The 21,173-nt window shown below is 68.3% G+C and carries 18 protein-coding genes; 4 read left to right on the top strand and 14 right to left on the bottom strand.

Going from position 1 to position 21,173, the window contains the following annotated elements:
* Positions 1 to 126: 126 nt before the first annotated feature.
* The 4 genes from rsgA to AC5RW2_RS07765 all read right to left on the bottom strand — a co-directional run bounded on the left by rsgA (position 127) and on the right by AC5RW2_RS07765 (position 2,797).
* On the bottom strand, positions 127 to 1,212 hold the full coding sequence (gene rsgA / locus AC5RW2_RS07780) for a ribosome small subunit-dependent GTPase A (protein ID WP_493963039.1): 1,086 nt from the start codon (positions 1,210 to 1,212) through the stop codon (positions 127 to 129).
* Positions 1,213 to 1,395: 183 nt separating this feature from the next.
* Positions 1,396 to 1,851: an NUDIX hydrolase gene (locus AC5RW2_RS07775; RefSeq protein ID WP_493963040.1), complete on the bottom strand. Its 456-nt coding sequence runs from the start codon at positions 1,849 to 1,851 to the stop codon at positions 1,396 to 1,398.
* Positions 1,852 to 1,892: 41 nt separating this feature from the next.
* Positions 1,893 to 2,147 (bottom strand): hypothetical protein, encoded by a 255-nt coding sequence (locus AC5RW2_RS07770; protein ID WP_493949579.1) that lies wholly within the window; start codon positions 2,145 to 2,147, stop codon positions 1,893 to 1,895.
* Positions 2,144 to 2,797, bottom strand: coding sequence for a helix-turn-helix domain-containing protein (locus AC5RW2_RS07765; RefSeq protein WP_493963041.1), 654 nt, complete (start codon positions 2,795 to 2,797; stop codon positions 2,144 to 2,146). Before AC5RW2_RS07765 ends, AC5RW2_RS07770 begins: the two co-directional genes overlap by 4 nt.
* A 216-nt stretch (positions 2,798 to 3,013) precedes the next feature.
* Between AC5RW2_RS07765 and AC5RW2_RS07760 the strand changes: the two genes are divergently transcribed.
* Entirely contained in the window at positions 3,014 to 4,756 is a 1,743-nt protein-coding gene (locus AC5RW2_RS07760) for a tetratricopeptide repeat protein (protein WP_493949577.1), read from the top strand.
* 11 nt (positions 4,757 to 4,767) lie between these two features.
* Here AC5RW2_RS07760 and AC5RW2_RS07755 read toward each other — a convergent pair whose 3' ends face one another.
* The 4 genes from AC5RW2_RS07755 to galU form a co-directional block, all read right to left on the bottom strand.
* Positions 4,768 to 5,973 (bottom strand): aminoglycoside phosphotransferase family protein, encoded by a 1,206-nt coding sequence (locus AC5RW2_RS07755; protein ID WP_493963042.1) that lies wholly within the window; start codon positions 5,971 to 5,973, stop codon positions 4,768 to 4,770.
* A gap of 101 nt (positions 5,974 to 6,074) precedes the next feature.
* Positions 6,075 to 6,854: a hypothetical protein gene (locus AC5RW2_RS07750; protein WP_494073895.1), complete on the bottom strand. Its 780-nt coding sequence runs from the start codon at positions 6,852 to 6,854 to the stop codon at positions 6,075 to 6,077.
* A 261-nt stretch (positions 6,855 to 7,115) separates the two neighbouring features.
* The gene (locus tag AC5RW2_RS07745; RefSeq protein WP_493949574.1) at positions 7,116 to 7,751 is read right to left on the bottom strand and encodes a GNAT family N-acetyltransferase; all 636 of its coding nucleotides are present in this window, start codon (positions 7,749 to 7,751) and stop codon (positions 7,116 to 7,118) included.
* 27 nt (positions 7,752 to 7,778) lie between these two features.
* Complete coding sequence (gene galU / locus AC5RW2_RS07740; RefSeq protein ID WP_493949573.1) at positions 7,779 to 8,681, bottom strand: UTP--glucose-1-phosphate uridylyltransferase GalU; 903 nt, start codon at positions 8,679 to 8,681, stop codon at positions 7,779 to 7,781.
* 68 nt (positions 8,682 to 8,749) lie between these two features.
* Here galU and AC5RW2_RS07735 point away from each other — a divergent pair, with 68 nt between their 5' ends.
* From AC5RW2_RS07735 to cpaB, 3 genes are all read left to right on the top strand, one after another.
* Complete coding sequence (locus AC5RW2_RS07735) at positions 8,750 to 9,373, top strand: 5-formyltetrahydrofolate cyclo-ligase (protein ID WP_493963044.1); 624 nt, start codon at positions 8,750 to 8,752, stop codon at positions 9,371 to 9,373.
* A gap of 93 nt (positions 9,374 to 9,466) precedes the next feature.
* Complete coding sequence (locus tag AC5RW2_RS07730; RefSeq protein WP_493963045.1) at positions 9,467 to 9,778, top strand: FmdB family zinc ribbon protein; 312 nt, start codon at positions 9,467 to 9,469, stop codon at positions 9,776 to 9,778.
* A gap of 117 nt (positions 9,779 to 9,895) precedes the next feature.
* Entirely contained in the window at positions 9,896 to 10,567 is a 672-nt protein-coding gene (cpaB, locus tag AC5RW2_RS07725; RefSeq protein WP_493949570.1) for a Flp pilus assembly protein CpaB, read from the top strand.
* 44 nt (positions 10,568 to 10,611) lie between these two features.
* Here the strand turns inward: cpaB and AC5RW2_RS07720 are convergent, their stop codons facing one another.
* The 6 genes from AC5RW2_RS07720 to AC5RW2_RS07695 all read right to left on the bottom strand — a co-directional run bounded on the left by AC5RW2_RS07720 (position 10,612) and on the right by AC5RW2_RS07695 (position 20,836).
* On the bottom strand, positions 10,612 to 14,646 hold the full coding sequence (locus AC5RW2_RS07720; RefSeq protein ID WP_493950079.1) for a DUF4011 domain-containing protein: 4,035 nt from the start codon (positions 14,644 to 14,646) through the stop codon (positions 10,612 to 10,614).
* 118 nt (positions 14,647 to 14,764) lie between these two features.
* Positions 14,765 to 16,354 (bottom strand): glutamine-hydrolyzing GMP synthase, encoded by a 1,590-nt coding sequence (gene guaA, locus AC5RW2_RS07715; protein WP_493949569.1) that lies wholly within the window; start codon positions 16,352 to 16,354, stop codon positions 14,765 to 14,767.
* A 126-nt stretch (positions 16,355 to 16,480) separates the two neighbouring features.
* Complete coding sequence (locus AC5RW2_RS07710) at positions 16,481 to 16,975, bottom strand: DUF3817 domain-containing protein (protein ID WP_493949568.1); 495 nt, start codon at positions 16,973 to 16,975, stop codon at positions 16,481 to 16,483.
* 5 nt (positions 16,976 to 16,980) lie between these two features.
* On the bottom strand, positions 16,981 to 17,874 hold the full coding sequence (locus AC5RW2_RS07705; RefSeq protein WP_493963046.1) for an SURF1 family protein: 894 nt from the start codon (positions 17,872 to 17,874) through the stop codon (positions 16,981 to 16,983).
* A gap of 73 nt (positions 17,875 to 17,947) precedes the next feature.
* Positions 17,948 to 19,672: a glycerol-3-phosphate dehydrogenase/oxidase gene (locus AC5RW2_RS07700; RefSeq protein WP_493949566.1), complete on the bottom strand. Its 1,725-nt coding sequence runs from the start codon at positions 19,670 to 19,672 to the stop codon at positions 17,948 to 17,950.
* Positions 19,673 to 19,696: 24 nt separating this feature from the next.
* A complete protein-coding gene (locus tag AC5RW2_RS07695) occupies positions 19,697 to 20,836 on the bottom strand; it encodes a GuaB3 family IMP dehydrogenase-related protein (protein ID WP_493949565.1) in 1,140 nt (379 codons plus the stop codon).
* Positions 20,837 to 21,173: the final 337 nt, after the last annotated feature.

Here is a 21,173-nt window from a genome sequence, read left to right as displayed (position 1 = left end):
GCCGGAAGGGCAGTCGGCTGTATGGGCTCGGTCATGCTGAACCTTCCGTGGGAGATCCTGCGGCCGGCGGGCCCGCAGAAGTGCTGGCTCTGAGTCTAATCACCTCAGCGGCCCGCCTGCACGCGGTTACCGGCGGCCGCGGTAGTCCTTGGCTTGCGCGGCCGCCTTGGTGAGCTTGGCGAACTGCCGGCCGGTCCGGCGCTGCGCTGCCACGCTCTGCCGCAGGTGCAGGCTGGCCAATTCTCGTTCCATCTTCCGGTAGCTGTCCCAGCGCCGCCGCGCCAGGTTGCCGTCGGCGAGCGCCTGCCGGACGGCGCAGCCGGGCTCGGCATCATGGACGCAGTCGTTGAACCGGCAACTGAGAGCCAGCTCTTCGATATCCTCGAACACTGTCCCCAGCCCGTCCTCCGCATCCCACAGGGCGAAGCCGCGGATGCCGGGGGTATCCATGAGCACTGCGCCGTTGCCCAGCGGGATGAGTTCACGCACAGTGGTGGTGTGCCGGCCCTTGCCATCGCCGGCGCGGACCGCTCCGGCGTCCTGCACATCCCTGCCCACCAGCGCGTTGATCAGGCTGGATTTGCCCGCGCCGGAGGGTCCAAGCAACGCCATGGACCGGCCGGCGCCCAGATACCCGGCCAGGGCATCTATGCCGTCGCCCGTTTCCGCGCTGGTAGTCAAGACTTCGGCGCCGGCGGCCTGCTCCACGACCTGGGCGGCGACCTCATCATGCTGGCCGCTGAGGTCAGCCTTGGTCAAGATCACCAGCGGCACAGCGCCCGAATCCCAGGCGGCCACCAGCGTCCGTTCCAGCCGGTTCGGCGAGAGCGGCCGGTCGAAAGGCGCCGCGATGCCGATGATGTCCATGTTTGCGGCCAGGATCTGTTTGGCCGAGAGCGGATCGTAGGCCTGTTTGCGGGACAGCGCGGAAAACCGCGGCAGCAGCCCGGCGATGGCGGGGCCGCCCGCGGACGCCGGGCGGCCGGCGTCGTACGCCACCCAGTCTCCGGTGACCGGCTGCTGCGGCAGCCCCGCGGTAGCCAAATGCAATAGGCCGCTGTCGGCAGCCAGCAGGACGCGGCCTCGGTCGGTGCGCGCCACCCGGGCAGGGCGGAGTCTCAAATCGGGAAATTGGTCCCTGAACAGTGCGGCGATGCGTTCGGTGTAGCCGTAGCTGTACAGCAGGGAATGCGGTGTGGACGTGTCGGTCACGACGGTTACCTCGGGAACTGAGGCCTCCGGACCGGATATTCCGGCTGCTAGCCGCGGCTGGAGCGGTGGCGGGAGGCGGGGCTGGAGATGGCAGCGGCATCTGCGGAAATGACGCTCATGACATCCACCTCCTCGATCAGTCCCAGCGGGCACCGTGGCCCGGCAACCGGACCAGCATAGCGCTCAGCGGTCGGTTGCGGAATGGGCCGCCGGCACACCGTCCGGATAGAGGAGCCGCAGCCCCAGATCCACCAAGTCGACCCGGTCCAGCGACGGGACCTGGTCGAGCGGAATCCACCGGGCCAGGTCGGTGGACCCGTCGGCCTCGTCTTTGAGTTCGCCGTCGATCACGCTGGCTGCGTAGATCACGCGGAAGGCGTGCAGTGGGCGGGTCCCATGCAGCCGTTTCTCAGCCGGGATGTGTTTGCTGTCCACGCCCAGTAGCCGCTGGAGTTCGGCGGAATAACCGGTCTCCTCGCGGATCTCCCGGACGGCGCCGGTTGCGGCGTCTTCTCCGTATTCCAGGCCGCCGCCGGGCAGCGTCCACCGGGGCCAGCCGGCACCGGTCCAGCGGGCCAGCAGCACGGCTCCATCGGCGACGATCACGCCGTAGGCGGCCACCCGCGTATCGAACTCCATCCCTTCAGTGTAGGGCGGCCTGTGTAGGGCGGCGGCCCGGCCTAACGGGCGTGGATACCGCTGTGCGCTGCAGCTTGGGCATCGGTCCGAAGGGCTTCGTGGGCCAGCAGCAGCACGGACGGGGCGCCGTGGCGCGGCGGCGTCCGGCGCAGCGCTGCCTTCCGCCGGGCACGGTGCTCGCCGGCCGTCATCAGCGTGCGGCCTAAGTGGATCAGGAACGATTCGAAAGCCGAGGTCCTGATGTCGAAGCCAGAGGACGACGGCGGGCGGTACGGCTGGGTGGGGACGGTGGTCATGATGGGCTCTCGGTGGGTTCGGACGTCCGGTCCGAGCGGACGTCGATGATCGGAAAAGCGTTGAGGTGGAGCTGTACCGGGCGGACGCCTTCGGTGCTCTCCGCATTCTGGTCCAGATAAGGTGCGGCCAGTTTGCGGACGTAGTCAGATGCTTGTTCGGCAATATCAGCGAGTTGTTCACGGGTCAGCCGGACGTTGATCGTGCTGACCACCGACGCATCCAGCCATTCCTCCGGCACCAGTTCGGTCCCGTGTGCCATGAAATCGGCCAGCAGCTCCGCCCGGCTGCGCTCGAATTCCCGGGTGACCAAACGGGTTGCTTCCTTGGTGGCCGGGCTGCCGCCCAGTTCGCTGGCGCTGATGGTCAGGCTGCCGGGAGTGCGTCGCCACCAGCGTTGGCGAGCAGTTCCGCGGCCTTCGACCTCGCGCACAAAATCGTGCTTGGCCAGCTGGCGCAGGTGATAGCTGGTGGCTCCGCTGGACTCGCCCAGCCGGTCCGCCAGTCCGCTGGCGGTGTCCGGGCCGTATTGGGACAGCGCGTTGAGGAGCTGAATCCGAAGCGGGTGGGCCAGTGCCTTCAACGACACCACATCCACATGGCGGTCATTGCCGTGCCCGCTTCGGGTCCGCGGGGTTCCATCCTGCTCCATGCCCTTCACAATACGCCTGCAAAGAGTTCTTTGCAAGCAAATCTTTGCAACGGCTTGTGTGCATCTCTCACGGGTGTGTCCTGATGACTCCGGCTGCCTGCGCTCGGCGGGCAGCCGGAGGGGCATTGCGCCGACCTCCGTTGACAGCTAGAACTGAGATCATGGGCAATCGGGCAACCAGGTTCCACGGCACGGCGCTGCGGAAGCGGGGCCGCCGTGCCTGACTCCGCGGCCACCATGCCCCGCGGCCTGATCGCCGACCGGCTGCGCGCCGTGCTGGAGAACGCCGGGCCGGATCCTGCACGGTTCCCCGCAGCCGCCCGGGACTGTTTGGACCGCGCCTATGAGGCCGCCTATGCGGAAAACCATGCCAGCGCCCGGGCGTTGGCAGAGGCCGGGCTGGCCCGGTCCTCCGACGCCGATCTGGACGTCCGGCTGGGCCTCTACTCGGTGCTGATTGCGCTCGACCAGCTGGCCGGTGACCAGCGGCGGGCCCTTGAATATCTGCAGGCGCGGATTGACCTGCTCCGGAGCAACGGACTGGCGGCAGAAGCTGCCGCGGGTGAACGGCTGGGAATCGTCCTGTTCCGCGAGGCCGGCGACGACGACCTCCCGCTGCTGGAGGCCGAGCTGGCCCACCTGATGGATAGCCACGCCCCCGCCTCGGTGACGTCGGACGTCCAGCTGGCCATCGCCGTCGTCCGTTCCCGGCGGGGGGAGGCGAAGCGGGCGATCGCACTGCTGGAGGAGGCGGTGGCCGGCTACGAACGCGCCGGCCGGACCGACAGCTTGTCCGGCGCCCTGATGTATCTGGCCAATACGTACCTGCAGGCCGACCAGCCGGAACGGGCCACAGCGGCCGCCGACCGGATGCTGGCCTTGCCGGGAAACCGTGCCACCACCGCCAGCATGTGGCTGCTGAAGGCCAATGCGGCCGGCGGCGAGGGCGCGGCCGGGCTGGAGGAAGCGCTGACGGCACTGGAACTCTACGCTGCAGCCGGCGTACGCAAGGGCGCCATCAGTGCGGCGGTGGTGCTGGCCCGACTGTGTGCAGGGATGGGCGACTATGAAGACTCCGTGCTGGCCTGGCAGGCAGCCGTGGCGCAAGCTGAGCGCGGTGAGGTCCAGGAAGAGCTGACCCTGCGTCTGGCCCTGGGAAACCAACTGCTGGAGGCGGAAGAGTATGAGCTCGCCGGCGAGGTGCTGTCCAAGCTGCTGCAGCGCCTGGAGCAGACCAAGGCGCCGCACCCGCAGGTGGCCCGCGCCCTGATGAGCATGGGCCATGCCCACCGGCATGCCGGACGCACTCCCGAGGCACTGGATTGCTGGCGCCGCGCGGTGGCCGAATTCAGCCACGGCGGTGAATTCGGCGAGGCAGCCCGCGGCCTGCTGGCAACGGGCACGCTGCTGTCCCGGGAAGATCGCGAAAAGGACGCGCTGGTCTGCTTTGAAGCGGCGGTAGCCGCCGCCCGCAAAGCCGAGGACGACGACGCCGCGCTGCCGCAGGCACTGCATGCCCTCGGCCACGCGCTGTGCGAGTCCGGCGACCCGGACGGCCTGAGCGCCCTGGACGAGGCGATCAACTTGGCCCGCGAGTACGGGGCACACTGGTACGAGGCGGACTACAGCGACACACGGGCACGGGGACTGTGGGCGCTGGAGGACGGCACCGGGGCAGTCTCGGCGGCGCTGCACGCTGCTGACCTCTACTCGGCCGCAGATGACGCAGCCTCGGCCGGCAATTCCGAACTGTTCGCCGCACACGTCCTGGCCGAGATGGGCCGGGCCGACGACGCGGTGCCGATGTTCAAACTGGTGCTGCAGGAGCCCGACGTCGGCCGCACGCTCCGGGTGGCGGCCTATCTGGGGCTGGCCTCAGCGCTCGACGACCTTGGCAGGACGGTGGAAGCGGACATTGCCCGGCGCGCTGCGGACGCCGCGGCCGACGGCACCGACTGACGGCTGCGGCCTCAGGCCTCCGCGGCCAGCCCCTCGGCGATGGCAAGCCGCTGCAGGGCATCCTGCTGCCAGCTGTCCCCCTCCCCCGCGGTCTTGGCCCCGGCCACCAGCGACAGTGCCACGCCGGCGGCCCGGCCGCGCAGCCCGGCAGGGTCAACCACGGTGTCGAAGACCGCGGCGAAGCGCTTCAGGGCTGCCGGCACATGCACGTAGCCGGCGTGAACCGCAGGCAGCACGGCCAGGTGCCCCAGGAAACAGGCCAGGTCGTCCACCAGGTGGCCCGGACCCAGCGAGTCCACGTCCATCAGCCCGGTGATCCGCCCGCCGTCCACCAGCAGGTTTGCTTCGTAGAAGTCCCCGTGTGCGGGGACCACCGGGCCGGCATCCGTGGCGGCCAGCAGCTCTTCCACCCGGCCGGCGAGGGCAAAAATCCGGTCCTGCTCGTCGGGAAGCACCGCTGCCGCCGCCTTGGCGTAGTCGGCGGCGCGCTCGGCCCAGGCCGGACGCCGGGAGAGCTCCAACACGCCGGCCGGGAGGGACTTCAACAGGTCGAGCAGGGTTTCGGGTGCCAGCGCCGCGGCGCCGTCGTTCATGATGGCCCGGGCCAAAGGAGTTCCCTTCGCCTCAGTCAGCACCACCACGCCGTCCGCCGGGCCGGCGGTGGCGGTGGGAACAGGCAGGCCTGCGTCGGCGAGCAAATGATGCCGGCGAAGCAGCTGGGCGGCCCGGTCCGGACGGACTACCTTGAGGAAGACCTTGCGGCCACCCTGCACCGCTTCCAGCACGGCCCGGCGCAGCGGGCGGTAGCTGATCATCCTCAGCTCCGCTTCACCCCCGCCGAACACGCTGCGCCCCACGGCGGCCGGGTCGCAGGCAGCCGGCAGCCCGGCCAGCACCGGGTCGGACGGGTACAGCCAGGCGGTCAGCGGGACGGTTTCGCTGTCATGGCGCACCAGCGGCAGCCCGCATTCGGGTACCGGCGCCGTGGTGATGCAGACGTACTCCGTCCGTTCGCCGCCATCGGTCCCCCGGAGCCGGACGGTATAAATGCCCGTGGCACCGGCCCCCGGACGGTGCTGAAGTTTCGCCAACCGCCAGGACTCGACGGTGCCGAGCCTGGCCACGGCCAGTTCCAGCGGCTCGCGGATCCCCGGGCTTTCCAACAGGTCGATGCCGGCGGTCTCCGTGGCCATCAACTCCTGATGCGGTGCGTCCATGCTTCCATTCCACACCATTGCGCCCGCCACTGCCCGCTATTGCGGAGTAGAAAGCAGTGCGGCCCGCCCTGGTGGGCGAGCCGCAGCACATCTGGGGCAGGTCAGGCCCGGCGACGCTGCAACACGTCGTCCAGGTTCAGCCGGTTGGCGGCGGACACTTGGCCGGATGCCTCGGCCGCCGCAGCGGCTTCCTCGGTCTGCTGCTCGGCAGCCTCCGCAGACCGCTGCGCCGCTGCCTCTTCGGTCCGCTGTGCCACTGTCTGCTTGATGGATGTCTTTTGCTGCGGCTTCTTGACCTCGGGGGCCGGCAGCGGGGCGGGAGCCGGACGGTTGGCCTTGGCGGCGGCAACATAGGTCGGTTTGGGTACGTCCACGGGCTGCCAGGGGGTTCCGGACGGCCGGGCCGGGGCAACGGTGTCGCCGGCTTCTGCGGCCACCTTCAACGCTTGCTCGCGCAGCTCGGCGGACGTCAGCGGAGCCGGCGCTGCCGATGCGGCTTCCGGCGCCGCCTCGGCGTCCGCGGCGGCACCATCGAACAGCTGGGTGGGCCGGCTGGGAGTCCTCATGCCGGCCGCCTGCGATGCCGACATTGTGCGGGCGGCCCGGTCGGCACGTGCCGCCGCGCGGTTCCTGCGGTCGCGGATGGCCAGCGAGCGCAAAATGACAACGACGGCGATGGCCGCCAGCAGCGCGAAGCCAGGGACTTGGCCCGGAACTGCGCCGGCCAGCGCAAGTGCACCACCGGCGACGAAAACCACAAGGGCAACGGCTCCGGTCAGTGCCAGCGCGGTCCGGCCGTAGCGGATTCGGAACTCGGGCTGCCGGGAGGGCTGCTGCACGGGCGAGGACGTCGACGGTGCCGGCTGTGCGTTGTATTCCATGATGATCCCCTGGTTGCCGCTGGAGGCGGTTGCGGGTAGTGAAACTAGTGGTGCTGCTGCGTGCCCCGGCGCCGGTTCAGCCATCGCGGGACGGAATCCTCCGCGGAGCAGGTACGGTCCTACCCAGACAAACCACAGCCCAACGATGACCGCCAAGATCACAGAGCTCTGAATGTCCACTCTCAAAACCGTAGGAGCTCAAGCATGCCGGATGCGGCATTCTTCCCGGTGTGTCGGATAACGATTCCGCCCTGCGCTGCTTTATGGTGTCAGCCCAACGTCCCCGTACTCCTGCCAGCGGGCCAGCAGGCCGCCGGGAACTTCCTCGGCGGTGAGCGCAAAGCTGCGGTGGTCTGCCCATGCGCCATTGATGTGCAGGTAGCGCGGGCGCAGGCCCTCGTCCCGGAAACCGAGCTTCTCCACCACGCGGAGGCTGGCCCGGTTCTCCGGCCGGATATTGATCTCCATCCGATGCAGCCCCAGCGTCTGGAAACAGTGGTCGGTAGCCATCGCCACCGCCGTCGGCGCTATCCCCCGGCCGGCGCAGGCCTCGTCCACCCAGTACCCCAAGGTCGCGGACATCGCGGACCCCCAAGTAATGCTGGAGACAGTGAGCTGCCCGATGAGCGCCGGCTTGGGCTTTCCCTGCTGCAGCTCCGTGATGACCCAGGGCAGGGCCATCGCCATTCGTGCCTGGTGCCTGAGTGAGCGGACCATCTCGGAAAAGCCGGGCAGATAGCCGCCCGGAGCCGGATTTGAGGCCTCCCACGGTTCCAGCCACCGCGCATTGCGGCGCCGCACAGCCATCCATTCCTGCCTGTCCCGGTAGCGGATGGGGCGCAGCGACAAATCTCCGCACTCGAGCGTCGCCGGCCAGATCGCCGCGCCATAAACCATGTGAAGCTCTTAGCGGTCGAGCGGAGCTCAGTCGCAGGAGCCGTCGACGAATTCTTTCAGCCAGCCCCGCAGTTCCGTGCCGATATCCTCTCGCTCGGAGGCAATCGTCACCACCGCCTTGAGATAGCTGAGCTTGTCGCCGGTGTCGTAACGGCGGCCGGTAAAGACCACGCCATAGACGCCGCCGCCCTCGCCCTCCCGGCCGGCCAGCACTTCCAGGGCGTCCGTCAACTGGATTTCACCGCCGCGACCCGGCTTCGTGTCCTCCAGCACGTCGAAAACATCCGGGTGCAGCACATAGCGGCCGATCACCGCCAGATTGGACGGCGCTTCGTCCGGCGAAGGCTTCTCCACCAGTTCGTTGATCCGCACGTAGCTGCCGTCCCCCTCCGGGGTGATGTCGGCGCAACCATAGGCACTGATCTGTGCCGGGTCAACTTCCATCAGGGCGACCACGGAACCCCCGGTTTGCTGCTGGACCTCGATCATCTGGGTCAGCAGGTTGTCGCGTTCGTCGATCAAGTCGTCGCCGAGCAGCACCGCGAATGGCTCGTGGCCCACATGTTGGCGCGCCCGCAGCACTGCGTGGCCGAGTCCCAGCGGGTCCCCCTGGCGCAGATAGTGGATGTCCGCCAGTTCCGAGGCAGCCCGAACGGCGGCGAGCTTTTCGACGTCGCCTTTCTCCTCCAGGATCTGCTCAATGTTGGGGACCCGGTCAAAGTGGTCCTCCAACGGCCGCTTGTTGCGTCCGGTGATCACCATGACGTCGCTCAGGTTGGCGCGGACGGCTTCTTCGACCACGTACTGGATGGCCGGCTTGTCCACTATGGGCAGCATCTCCTTAGGCATTGCCTTGGTGGCGGGCAGGAAACGGGTTCCCAGGCCGGCCGCCGGAATGACTGCTTTGCGTACCGCACGATGAGACGTCATAGATTCAGAGTACCGAACGAAGCTGCGCAGCAAGCCGATTTGCGGGGAAAGGAATTACGATGGCGGCCATGGAGAAGCAGATCCGCATGGACAAGGAGACGGCCCGTGCGTTCTTCCGCACCCGCCGCAGCGAGCGCCCCGCCGAGGAACGGCTGCGGGCCGGAAGTGCTATCGCGCAGCAGGTGCTGGACGGACTGCAGCGGCTGAAGATCCCGGCCGGGACCACCGTTCCGGCGTACATCTCCGTCGGTTCGGAACCGTCCACGCGGGCGCTGCTGCCCGCCTTGGAGGACGCCGGCTATGACGTAGTCGTCCCCATTTGCGAACCGGGCTACCGGCTCAGCTGGGCCCGCTGGTACACCGGCGTGGAGTTGGCCCGCAGCCCCCGGGCCTGGGTCGACGAGCCCGTCGGAGAGCGCTTCGGACGGGAGATCATGGCCGGTCTGCCATTGGTGCTGATTCCTGGCCTCGCCGTCGACTCCGAGGGCAACCGGATGGGCCAAGGCGGCGGTTACTATGACCGGTTCCTGGCCTCGCTGCCCGACGGCGCCGACCGCGCGATGATCGTGGGGCTTTTCTACTCCGACGAAGTGGTCGCCTCCGGCACCTTTGAGTTCACCGCACTCGATGCACCCCTGGATGGTGTAGTCACCCCGGACGGCTGGACGTGGTTCAGTAGCCAGACGGTGTAGAACACAGTGTAGAATTGGCACTCGGAGCATTTGAGTGCCAACTTTTGCATCAGGCGCTGTTCTGCTCCAGACCGAGTTTCAGGAGGAACCACAGTGCCCACGTACGCCTACGCCTGCAAAGACTGCACCCACGCCTTCGATATCCAGCAGTCCTTTAGCGACGATTCGCTGACCGTCTGCCCCGAATGCGGCGGCAACCTGCGCAAGAAGTTCAACAGCGTGGGCGTCGTTTTCAAGGGCTCGGGCTTCTACCGCACCGACTCGCGCGACGCCGCCAAGGCCAGCTCCGTTCCCGCGGCATCCTCCGGTTCCAGCGGTGGCACAGAGGCCGCCAAGCCGGCTGCCGCCGAACCGGCCAAGCCTGCCGCAGCCCCAACTCCGGCACCCGCCGCGGCCGCCAGCTAGGCAGCCGCGGACGGCGACCTGCCGTCTCTCCTACACACCCCAGCAGTGGCGGCGCTGTATCCACAGCGTCGTGCTGCCTACTGCCGGCGCCTTGGCCACCCGTTCTAGCGTGGCCGCATGCCCCATGCCGCAGCGACTACCCGCACTGCCCGCCTCGCCGTGATGCCGCGGCGGCTGCTCCGACGGCACTACCGCTTGCTAGCCGCGCTGCTGCTCTGCGCCGCCGCTGCCCTAGTGGTCCACCACTTCACCCCTGCGCCGGCACCCACTGACGCCGTGGTGGTGGCTGCGGCGGATCTGCCAGCCGGCACCGTCTTGTCTGCGGACGACCTCGCACTGGCCGAACTGCCGGCAGGTGCCGTCCCGGACGGAACCGCAGACAGCACTGTGCCGCTGGTCGGTCAGCGTCTGGCCACCGCCCTGCGGTCAGGAGCTCCGGTCTTCGACACGTCAATAGTCGGGCCGGGACTGCTGGCAGGTGCGCCTCAGGGGACGGTGGCCGTACCGGTTCGGCCCGCAGACCCCTCCACCGTCCAGCTGGTCTCCCCCGGCCAACTGGTGGACATCGTCCTCAGCAGCGGCAACGGCTTCGAGGAGCCAGCCGAATCGACGGTCTTGGCGCGCGCCGTTCCGGTGCTGTGGAAAGCCGACGACGGCGGTGCCTCGCCTACGCTGCTCGGCTCAGCCGAACCTGACGGGCTGGTGGTGGTGGCTGCAGCGCCGTCGGACGCCACCAGCCTGGCTGGCGCCTCAAGCCGCGGCAACATCTTCCTGGTGCTGGTCGGCTGACAGCCCGGTTGGGGTGCCGGCTCCCTCACGGCTCGGTTTCCTGGTTAGCCCCAGTGCGGGGGACGCTGCTCACGCAGCCAGGCGTCCCGGTCTTCGTCCCGGTCGCCCCAGGCTTGCGGGTCGTCCTCTGTCGCCTTGGTCGGCAGCGTCGGAGACTCGCTGCGCCTTGCCCGGCGCGGCCGCAACCTCTCCTGGCCGGCGTCCTGTGCCTCGTCCGGGGCCTCCGTTGCGTCCGCGGGGTCAGCCGGCTCCTGCGCGGTTGGCTCCGCTGCCGGGTCCGGCTGTCGGGCAGTGGCCGAACGGTTGTCCTTCTCTACCGGTTCGTCCGGCTTTTGCAGTCCCAAGTAGCCTCCGATCAGGTCCGCGCATTTTTCCGGATCTGTGAACACTTCGATGGTCCACAACGTCAGCGGCCGCCAGCCGAGCCGTTCCAGCTGCTGCGGGCGCAGCCGGCTGCGTTCCCGGACGGTCAGTTGCCGGTATTCCGGGGTTCCGTCCGATTCCAGGGCCACCGGGAGCACCGGTTCAACCTCCGGCGAATACTGTACCGTGCCCGTGCTGGCCACAATATCGATGAGCCCGTAGTAGTGGTCCCATACTCGGGCGCCCCGGCTGCGGATTCGCTCCACCAGGTCGGCGACCAGCGGGTCGTCGATCCCGGGCGAGAGTTCGGATGCCACGAAGCGGCCGTCGCCGAGGTGGCGGTCCAGCAGGTCGTGGAAATCAACCGCGCCGTGCCGCAGCCGCTCCGGGTCCAGGTCCTCCGGTCGGAAGCAGCTGAGCACATGGAGCGAGTGCCGGGAGCGGGTCACCGCGGTCGCGAAGAGCGCGCGTCCACCCGGCGCCGACAGCGGCCCGAAGTCGTGCACCGCGCGTCCGTGCGGCGTCCGGCCGAAGCCCAGCGAGAAGATCACATCGTCGCGGACCAGTCCGGATGCGCGTTCCACCGGAACCACCCGGAACGGCTCTTGGCGGCGCTGGAAGAAACTGATAGCCGACGGGTAGTTGGGCATCTGCAGCCGGATGGCCTCCGCCACCCGCGCCGCGTGCCGGGCGCTGGCTGTCACCACGGCCAGCGACCGCGACGGCCGCAGGCTGATGTGCTCGAAGACCAGATCCACCACGCGGTTCAGTTCGGCCGGAACGCTCTCCACGCCTTCGTGGCCGGCGCCGGGCATGCCCGTGCCCTCCGGCAGGTATTCCACTTCCAGGCCGCCGCCGCGGATGGAGCTGGCACCGGGCAGCCGGGACAGCGATCCCGCGTAGAACTTGTCGCTCAAGGACCGGGTCAGGTCCAGGTCCACTGCCCGGTACGCCGTGGTCAGCCGCACCACCGGCAGCACCTCGGAGAGCGCGTGGAAGCAGCTGGTCAACGGCTTCGGGGCCTCGCCGGTGACCGGATCGTTCCGGCGGTCCACATTGACTTCGAAGGGCGCGGCGCGGCCCAGCTCGCCGTCGCCGAACGCCACCACCTGATGCGCCCGGGAGACCGCGGCGAGGGCCGAGGGCAGGCTGGTGGCCTCGGCGTCGAGGACGATCACGGCGTCGAAGTGCTTGCCTTCCGGCAGCAGCAGCGGCAGCACCAACGGGGAAGCCGTCCAGATCGGCAGCAGCGCCGACACGAGGGACTCCGACTGCTGTCCCAGCGCGGCCAGGGTGGGTTCGCCGGCCTTGAGCAGGTCGCGCAACCGGTGAGCCGCCTTGGGCTTGCTTTTGAGCGAATGCCGCCAGTTCTGTGCCAGTTCCCAGCGCAGCCGGGCGGGCCCGGACGCGATGTGCGCGTTGTCGGCGAGCCGGTAGACGGCCTCAAGCTTGCGCAGATTGTCGCCGTCCGACATGGCCAGGTAGTCGTCGCCGCTGATCATCGCTTCCAGCGCCGACTGCCACCAGGCCAGGTCCAGTTCGGCGCCGACCTGCTCGGCACCGACTTGGCGTTCGGCCAGGTCATCCAACAGTTCGCCCAGTCCGTGTTCACGCATCTGCTCCAGCAGCAGCGTCCGTTCGGGCAGGTTAATCAGCGTTTCCTTGTCCGCGGCCAACGCGTCGAGCTGTTCCTGGAGTTCGCCGTCGGGCATGGCCACCAGCGCACGGTCCTCCGGCACCGGTGCCAGCAACGCGGCCAGCTTCTGCAGTCGTTCGGCCACATCCCGATAAAAGCTGTTCAGGTCGGCCAGGCCGGACGGAACCGCGGGGTGGCGCTGCGAGGTAGCGTAGTCGGCCCACTTGGTCCGCTGCTGCTGCACTTCAAAAAGGGACTCGTGCAGGTCCGAGATGTGCACACCCGGGCGGATGTATTCCTTGGCCACCTTGCGCAGCCGGGAGCGGGTCATCGAGCTCATCTCGATCCCGCGGTCCCGCCGCCAGGAACTCGGCGCGGTCGCCGAGATCAGGTCGGTGACCGGCCGGTCGAAGATGTCCGGGGTGAACTTGTCCAGGCTCCCGCGGACCTGCACCAGCAGCTGCAGCTGCTCGCCCCACTCGCGGAATGTCCCGGCGAGGGCGATCTGCGAATGCTCGGCCACCGTGTTCATGCGTGTGCGCAGCTGCGGAACGTCCTTGGCCAGGTCGGAGGCCAGCTGGTGGGCGTCTTCCGTTTCCTTGCGGTTGAGCAGCTTGGCACCGAACCACGGACTGGTGGTGGCGGATTTGCTGAAACTGCCCAGTTCGGCCGCGCGGACCAGCCGTGCCGCCAGTTCGGCCCGGTCGGTGATGCTGTCCAGCACCGAACGCTTCAGCCGGACCGTGGTAGCCGGTGCCGGATCGAGCGAGGTGAGCTTTGCCAGCGATTGCATCGCCTGGTAGGGCGAACAGCGCCAGCGGCTGCGAACATTATGCAGCGACTTAACGTGGTCCAGCAGCTTGTGCCGGTGGTCGATGAGCGTGGCGTGCAGCTTCCGCAGCTGCGGCTCCTGCGCCTTTTCACTGCGGCTGATGGCGCGGATCAGTATCTGGCGCAGCTGGTCGGGCGTCAGGTCTGCGCTGAGCCGCAACGCCAGCGATCCCAAGTCCACGGTCTCCAGCAGCTGCGCAAATTCGTTCAGTGTGCCGCGCCGCTCCGCCACCACCAGCACGCTCTTGCCCTCGTAGGCGAGCGCCGCCGCGGCATTGAGCGCTGTCTGGGTCTGGCCGGTGCCCGGCGGCGTCGAGACCACCAGCGAGTGCCCGGCCTGGACCAAATCCAGCACCTGCTGCTGCGCCGTGTCCGCGTCGAGCAGCAGGAACTCGTCCTGAGGATCGCGTTCGTCGATCGGCGGCAGCTCCGCCTCCGGCACCGGCACCGCGCCCAAACCGCCAGCGGCGGGGCGTGCTTCCTCGGAACCGGCGCCTGCTTCGGCGAGGGCCTGGATCACCGGGTGTCCCGCATCGATCAGGACCGGATCGGTCACGGCCTCCAGATCGGCGAAGGTGGACACCAGAAAATGGTGTTCGATGGTCATGTTCCGCACGTCGGCGGTGAGCAGGCGCAGCCGCTCCAACACCGGATGCGGATCAAGGCGGGCAGTGCCGTAGGCCAACCGGGCGGTTGCCTCGGCATCGATGCCGATCCCCTGCTCGGCGGACAAATGACGCACCAGTGCAGGGTTCAGCCGGGCGCGGTCGGCCAGCTGCAGCTCGAAGTCGTCCTGGCTGGGGCGCACCGTCAGCGCCACCGGCGTCAGCATTACCGGGGCGTTCAGCGCCTCCGACCGGCCGACTTCGGGAACCCGCCAGGACGCGGTGCCCGCGGCCAGATAGCCGACGTCGATGCCGCGTTCGGAGCCCAGCTCCAAGATCTTGGCCCGCAAGCTGCGCGCGGTACGCATCGCAGCAGCGTATTGGTTTGGATCGCGCAACAAGGTGGAGAGGCGGGTGCGGCGTCCGGCCAGCAACTGGGCCAGGCCGGAAGGGTGGGCGTGCGTCAGGTCGATGCTGTTCGACGACGTGGGAGCGAACCGCAGCAAGGTGTCGGACCCGACCACATCGCCCAGGTTCTCCAGCCACGATGCGACAACGTCTTCAGCAGCCTCAGCTACGCTGGCCAGCGACACGGCTGCCCCCTTTACTTCACTCTCGGCTACTTGCCTCGACCACAACGGCATGTCACTCAAGGTATCGGACTTTAAACGCCAAACGGGCGACCGCAACACTGCCTCGGCGAATTTGCTGTGCAGTGGACCCGCGGCTGTGCGGCGGGTAGGCAGCGGTGGCCCGTTGTGGCTACTCCCACTCGATGGTTCCCGGCGGCTTGCTCGTCACGTCGAGCACTACGCGGTTGACCCCGTCGACTTCGTTGGTGATCCGGTTGGAGATTCTGGCCAGCAGGTCGTAGGGAAGGCGCGACCAGTCGGCGGTCATGGCGTCCTCGGAGGAGACCGGACGGAGCACGATCGGGTGCCCGTAGGTGCGGCCGTCGCCCTGCACGCCCACGCTGCGCACGTCGGCCAGCAGGACCACCGGCATCTGCCAGACTTCCTGGTCCAGGCCGGCGGCGGTGAGCTCCGCCCGGGCGATAGCGTCGGCCTTGCGCAGCAGGTCCAGCCGTTCCTGCGTGACTTCGCCGATGATGCGGATGCCCAGGCCCGGTCCGGGGAACGGCTGGCGGCCGACGATCTCGGCCGGCAGTCCGAGCTGCGCGCCGACGGCCCGGACCTCGTCCTTGAACAGCGTGCGCAGCGGCTCGACCAGCTCGAACTGCAGGTCCTCGGGCAACCCGCCCACATTGTGGTGGCTCTTGATGTTCGCGGCACCTTCGCCGCCGCCGGATTCGACCACGTCCGGGTACAGCGTTCCCTGCACCAGGAACTTCACCGACTCGCCCTCGGCGGCCGCCTCGGCCAGGACGGCCTTTTCGGCGGCTTCGAAGGCGCGGATGAACTCGCGGCCGATGATCTTGCGCTTGGTCTCCGGGTCGGTGACCCCGGCCAGCGCGGAGAGGAAGCGCTGCTGCTCGTTGGCAACATACAGTTTCACGCCGGTGGCGGCGACGAAGTCGCGTTCCACCTGCTCGGCTTCGCCCTCGCGCAGGAGTCCGTGGTCCACGAACACACAGGTCAGCTGGTCGCCGACGGCGCGCTGCACCAAGGCGGCGGCGACGGCGGAATCAACGCCGCCGGACAGCCCGCAGATCACCCGGGAATCGCCGATCTGGGCGCGGATGCGCTCCACCTGCTCTTCCACGATGTTGCCGGTGGTCCAGTTGGGCTCCAGCCCGGCGCCCCGGAACAGGAAGTTCTCCAGCACCTGCTGGCCGTGCGCGGAATGCTTGACTTCCGGGTGCCACTGCACGCCGTACAGCTTCTTCTCTTCGTTGGCGAACGCCGCTACCGGGGCGCCGGCCGTGCTGGCCAGCACATCGAAGCCTTCGGGTGCCTGCTGCACCGAGTCACCGTGGCTCATCCAGGTGTTCTGCGAGGCCGGGATTCCGGCCAGGATCGAACGTCCCTCCCCCACGGCGGTGGCGTCCGTGGCGCCGTACTCGCGCAGGCCGGTCTTCTCCACCGTGCCGCCCAAAGCATTCGCCATGGCCTGGAAGCCGTAGCAGATGCCGAACACCGGGACGCCAGCTTCGAACAGGTCCGCGCCGATGCGCGGAGCGCCCTCGGCGTACACGCTGGAAGGGCCGCCGGAGAGGATGATGGCCACCGGATTCTTGGCCATCAGCTGTTCGGTGGACAGGGTGTGCGGAACGATTTCGGAGTACACGTTGGCTTCGCGTACGCGGCGGGCAATCAGCTGCGCGTACTGGGCCCCGTAGTCAACAACGAGGACAGGCCGGTGATCCGTAGTGGCGGGGGGAGGAGTAGTCACCCCTACAGGATAGTCGCCGTGCCCGGCGCCACGCACTTTGGCGTCGGGCAGCCGAACGTGAGTTAAGGCACGACGGCGGTGCGCACCGCCGTCGTGCTCCTCGCCTGAGGGCGGTGGCTGCCTCGGTCAGTAGCGCTTGACTGCTTCAGGGTGGGCGGCCAGTTCTTCCTCCACCTCGCGGTGCACCTTGCGCTCCAGAATGATGGACAGGAACGGGATCACGCCGCCGAGCGCGATCAGCACGAACCTGGTGAACGGCCAGCGCATCAGCGACCACAGCCGGAAGTCCGCAATCAGGTACAGCACGTACAGCCATCCGTGCGCCACCAGCACCGCGATGGAAAGGTTCACGCCTTCGATCACCGACGGTTCGGCCTGCGCCAGGCCGAGCGCGAACGTCTCCCCGGTCAGCGTGTTAGTGGCGTTGGCAAACAGGAACAGATTGAAACCGTAACGCAGCACCATCTCCGCGCAGAGAAGCAACAACATGATGCCGGTGATGTAGGAGGTGACCTTGTAGAACGTCAGGGCGGAGCGGATCTGGGCGGGCGTTCCGGCGAAGCGGCGCTTGGCGGGGCGCTGGAGCGGTACGGCGGAACGGTCTGGAGCGTTGTCTGTCACGTGGACTACCTCGTTGCGTGGGGTGTGTTGCTGGGTCTGGTCTGATCGGCGCCGTCTTCGTCACCGGGATGAGGCGCTGCCGGGCCAGCCGCGGCGCCGCGTTCGGCTTCTGCGGTGGAGCGGGCCTCTGCGGCCGCGTCTTCGGCGTCCTCCAGGTCGCGGCGATAGTCGTCGGCCACCAGCCGCCACCAGAGGAAGATGGCGAAGCCGGCGAACACCACCCATTCCACCGCGTAGAAAATGTTCATCCAGTTGACCGGTGTTTCCTGCGGCTGCGGGTCGACGACCACCGGCTGCATGGCCGTGCCGTCGGTCGCGGTGCCCAGGTCTTTGCCGGCAACGGTGAAACCGGTACCGACCAGGAAGCCGGAGTAGCTCGGGACATCCCAGCGGTTGATCAGCTCGGCCACCGAGAGCGATGCAACCTGCCCGGCGGGCCGGGCTCCGGGCAGCGGCGCCTCGGTGGGCAGCAGGCGGCCGACGACGGTGGCCTCGCCTTCCGGGGCGGGAACGGCATCCGCCGGATTCTTGATCCAGCCGCGCACCACGGGGATGACCACGTCTTCACGGAACTGCTTGACGCCGTCCACGGCGAGGGCGTCCACCACCCACAGGCCGTTGTCACCGTCCTGCAGACGGCCCTGGACCAGCACCTGGGAACCGGGGACAAAGCTGCCTGTTACGCTGACCATCTGGTCCGCCGTGGTGGCCATCATCGGGATGCCCGGCTTGAAGACATCGGTCAGCGGCTTGACGGTTTCCGTCTCGCCCGGGGGCGGCGGCGGTTTGCTCTGGGAGGCGGAAAACTGCCACTGGCTCAGCAGCACAAACACCGTGGACAGCGCCAGCGCAAGCACCAGAGCCGCTATCCAGCGGGGTTTCAGGGCAGTCTTGAGCACCCTTTAAAGGTACTTCGCTCGCCTGTAGAAAACGAATCCACGCCGGGGTCGGCCGCGGGCGGTCCCTGCGTCGTTAAGCCAGCGGAACGATGTCGTCGACGCCCATCCGGGCACTGTCTGCCGACACGTCGTCGGGCTGCTCCTGGCTGAGCCGTTCAGCTTCCACCCGGGCCAGATAATGCTTAACCTCGCGCTCCACCTGAGCCTCGCTCCAGCCCAGGATCGGTGCCATCAGGTTGGCCACCACCGGCGCGGCCGAGACGCCGCGGTCCCAGGCCTCGATGGAGATCCGGGTCCGGCGCGTGAGCACATCGTGAATGTGCCGGGCTCCCTCGTGCGTGGTCGCATAGACCACTTCGGCGGCCAGATAGTCGTCCGCGCCCGGCAGCGGTTCGGCCAGCTCGGGCCGTTCGGTGATGATGTCCAGCACGTCGCCGGCCATGGAGCCGAAGCGGTTGAGCAGGTGCTCCACCCGGGCCACATGGATGCCGGTCCGGTCGGCGGTGCGGCTGCGTTGGTTCCACGCGGCTTTGAAACCGGACGCGCCGAGCAGCGGGATGGTGTCGGTGCAGCTTGGCGGCACCCGCTCGTCCAGTGCCCGCGCGGCTTCGTCCACGGCGTCCCTGGCCATCACCCGGTAGGTGGTGTACTTGCCGCCGGCCACCACCACCAGGCCGGGGACCGGGTGAGCCACTACGTGTTCGCGCGAGAGTTTGGCGGTGGAATCGTTTTCACCGGCCAGCAGCGGCCGGAGTCCGGCGTAGACGCCTTCGACGTCTTCCCGGGTGAGCGGGCGCTGCAGCACTTGGTTGACGCGTTCCAGCAGGTAGTCGATGTCCTCGGACGAGGCCGCCGGATGGGCCTTGTCCAGGTTCCAGTCCGTGTCGGTGGTGCCGATGATCCAGTGCCGGCCCCAGGGAATCACGAAGAGCACGGATTTTTCTGTGCGCAGGATCAGTCCCACCGTGGACTGGAACCGGTCCCGCGGCACCACCAAGTGGATTCCCTTGGACGCGCGGACGCTCAACTGGCCGCGTTCGGTCACCATCGCTTGGGTTTCGTCGGTCCAGACCCCGGTGGCATTGACCACCTGCTTGGCACGGATATCGAACTCGCTGCCGTCCTCTTGGTTGCGCACCCGGGCACCGACCACGCGTTCGCCCTCGCGCAGGAAGTCGATGACCGCCAACCGGTTGACCGCCTGCGCTCCGTAGGCGGCGGCCGTGCGGACCAGGTTCACCACCAGCCGGGCGTCGTCAACCTGCGCATCGTAGTAGCGGACGGACCCCACCATGGCGTCCTTCTTCAGGCTGGGTGCCGCCCGGAGGGTCCCGCGCCGGGACAAATGTTTGTGGAAGGGCACGCCGCGTCCGCGCCCCGTGGCCGCCGCCAAGGTGTCGTACAGGGCCACGCCCGCGCCCACGTAGGGCCGCTCCACGAACCGCTTGGTCAGCGGATACAGGAACGGCACCGGCCGCACCAAGTGCGGGGCAATGCGCTCCAGCAGCAGCCCGCGTTCCTGCAGCGCTTCACGCACCAGGGCGAAGTCCAGCATCTCCAGATACCGCAGCCCGCCGTGGATCAGTTTGGAAGACCGCGACGACGTTCCCGAGGCCCAGTCCCGCGCCTCCACGATGCCCACGTCCAGCCCGCGGGTCACCGCGTCCAGTGCCGCGCCGGCACCGACCACGCCTCCCCCGACGATCAGCACGTCCAGTTCGGCGCCGCGTTCCACGGTGGCGCGCAAAGCGGCGAGCGACTGCTCGCGGCTTGCTGGGCTCAGGGCACCGGTGGTCATCGCGTCAGCCTTCCATGATCGGGATCAGTCGCCGGGCTGGATCGGGGCCAGCACCACTTCGCAGCGCTGGAACTCCTTCAGGTCCGAATACCCGGTGGTGGCCATCGACCGGCGCAGCGCTCCCACCAGGTTGGAGGTGCCGTCCGTGTGGTTCGACGGTCCGTGCAGCACCCGCTCCAGCGGACCCACGGTGCCCACATTCACGCGGTCTCCGCGCGGCAGCTCGTCGTGGTGGGCCTCCTGGCCCCAGTGCCAGCCGCGGCCGGGCGCTTCTTCGGCCCGGGCCAGCGCGGAACCGAGCATGACGGCGTCGGCTCCCATGGCGATGGCCTTGACGATGTCGCCGCTGAAGCCCAGTCCGCCGTCGGCAATCACATGCACATAGCGGCCGCCGGATTCATCCATGTAGTCCCGCCGTGCGGCAGCCACATCGGAAATCGCCGAAGCCATCGGTGCGTGGATGCCCAGCGCACGGCGCGTGGTGGTGGTCGCTCCCCCGCCAAAGCCCACCAGCACGCCGGCCGCGCCGGTGCGCATCAGGTGCAGGGCCGGCGTGTAGCCGGCCGCGCCGCCGACGATCACCGGCACATCCAGCTCGTAGATGAACTGCTTCAGGTTCAGCGGCTCCTGCGTCTTGGACACATGCTCTGCTGAAACCGTGGTGCCGCGGATCACGAAGATGTCCACGCCGGCGGCCAGCACCGTCTTGTAGTGCTCCTGGGTGCGCTGCGGGGTCAGCGAGCCCGCCACGGTGACACCGGCTTCGCGGATCTCGGCCAGGCGGGACGTGATCAGTTCCGGCTGGACCGGCGCCGAGTAGAGCTCCTGCATCCGCTTGGTGGCGGCCGGGCTAAAATTTTCCGTGCCAAGGTCGCTGATTTCATCCAGCACCGGCATGGGATCCTCGTACCGGGTCCACAATCCTTCGAGATTAAGCACGCCGAGGGCGCCGAGCTTGCCCAGGGCAATGGCGGTGGCCGGCGACATCACCGAGTCCATCGGCGCGGCGATCACCGGAGCGTCAAACTTGTACGCGTCGATCTGCCAGCTGACCGAGACGTCCTTCGGATCGCGCGTACGGCGCGACGGGACGATCGCCACGTCATCGAGGGAGTAGGCTCGGCGCCCACGCTTGCCACGGCCAATTTCAATCTCGTAAGTCACGGCTCTAGGTTATCCCACTGCTGGAACGCTTCACCGTTTGGACGGGCAGGGACAGGTCTTTCGCCAGCCGTGGCGTCGGCTGCCGGGCGGCCCTCTTTCGGCTGCTGGTGTCGTGCCAGCGCTGGCGGTACGCTCAACCTGCCGCATGGCAGGCAAGCGCCCCGGACCCCCCCAGTCTCTTCACGGTTGCCGCTGGGTCGGCCGCAGGCAGCCGGAGCGGGAAGTGGGCAGTCATGGGAGGAAGAAACCGGCAATCCGTTGAGCGCACGCGAGGGTTGGCGGGTGGCTTGGCGTCCGCCCTGTGTTTTGGCATCGCCGGGCTGATCTGGTCCATGCC

Source organism: Arthrobacter sp. B0316-1-20, from assembly GCF_059091865.1.
The sequence above is the reverse complement of the archived record's forward strand: the minus strand, read 5'-3'. Positions and strand labels throughout refer to the sequence as shown.

Coding starts and splice junctions, on each gene's coding strand:
- AC5RW2_RS07775 (WP_493963040.1), bottom strand. CDS start 1,851: ATGGAGTTCGATACGCGGGTGGCCGCCTACGGCGTGATCGTCGCCGAT.
- AC5RW2_RS07735 (WP_493963044.1), top strand. CDS start 8,750: ATGGAGAAGCAGATCCGCATGGACAAGGAGACGGCCCGTGCGTTCTTC.
- AC5RW2_RS07745 (WP_493949574.1), bottom strand. CDS start 7,751: ATGGTTTATGGCGCGGCGATCTGGCCGGCGACGCTCGAGTGCGGAGAT.
- cpaB (WP_493949570.1), top strand. CDS start 9,896: ATGCCCCATGCCGCAGCGACTACCCGCACTGCCCGCCTCGCCGTGATG.
- AC5RW2_RS07700 (WP_493949566.1), bottom strand. CDS start 19,672: ATGACCACCGGTGCCCTGAGCCCAGCAAGCCGCGAGCAGTCGCTCGCC.
- AC5RW2_RS07750 (WP_494073895.1), bottom strand. CDS start 6,854: ATGGAATACAACGCACAGCCGGCACCGTCGACGTCCTCGCCCGTGCAG.
- AC5RW2_RS07765 (WP_493963041.1), bottom strand. CDS start 2,797: ATGGAGCAGGATGGAACCCCGCGGACCCGAAGCGGGCACGGCAATGAC.
- AC5RW2_RS07720 (WP_493950079.1), bottom strand. CDS start 14,646: ATGCCGTTGTGGTCGAGGCAAGTAGCCGAGAGTGAAGTAAAGGGGGCA.
- AC5RW2_RS07770 (WP_493949579.1), bottom strand. CDS start 2,147: ATGACCACCGTCCCCACCCAGCCGTACCGCCCGCCGTCGTCCTCTGGC.
- AC5RW2_RS07755 (WP_493963042.1), bottom strand. CDS start 5,973: ATGGACGCACCGCATCAGGAGTTGATGGCCACGGAGACCGCCGGCATC.
- galU (WP_493949573.1), bottom strand. CDS start 8,681: ATGACGTCTCATCGTGCGGTACGCAAAGCAGTCATTCCGGCGGCCGGC.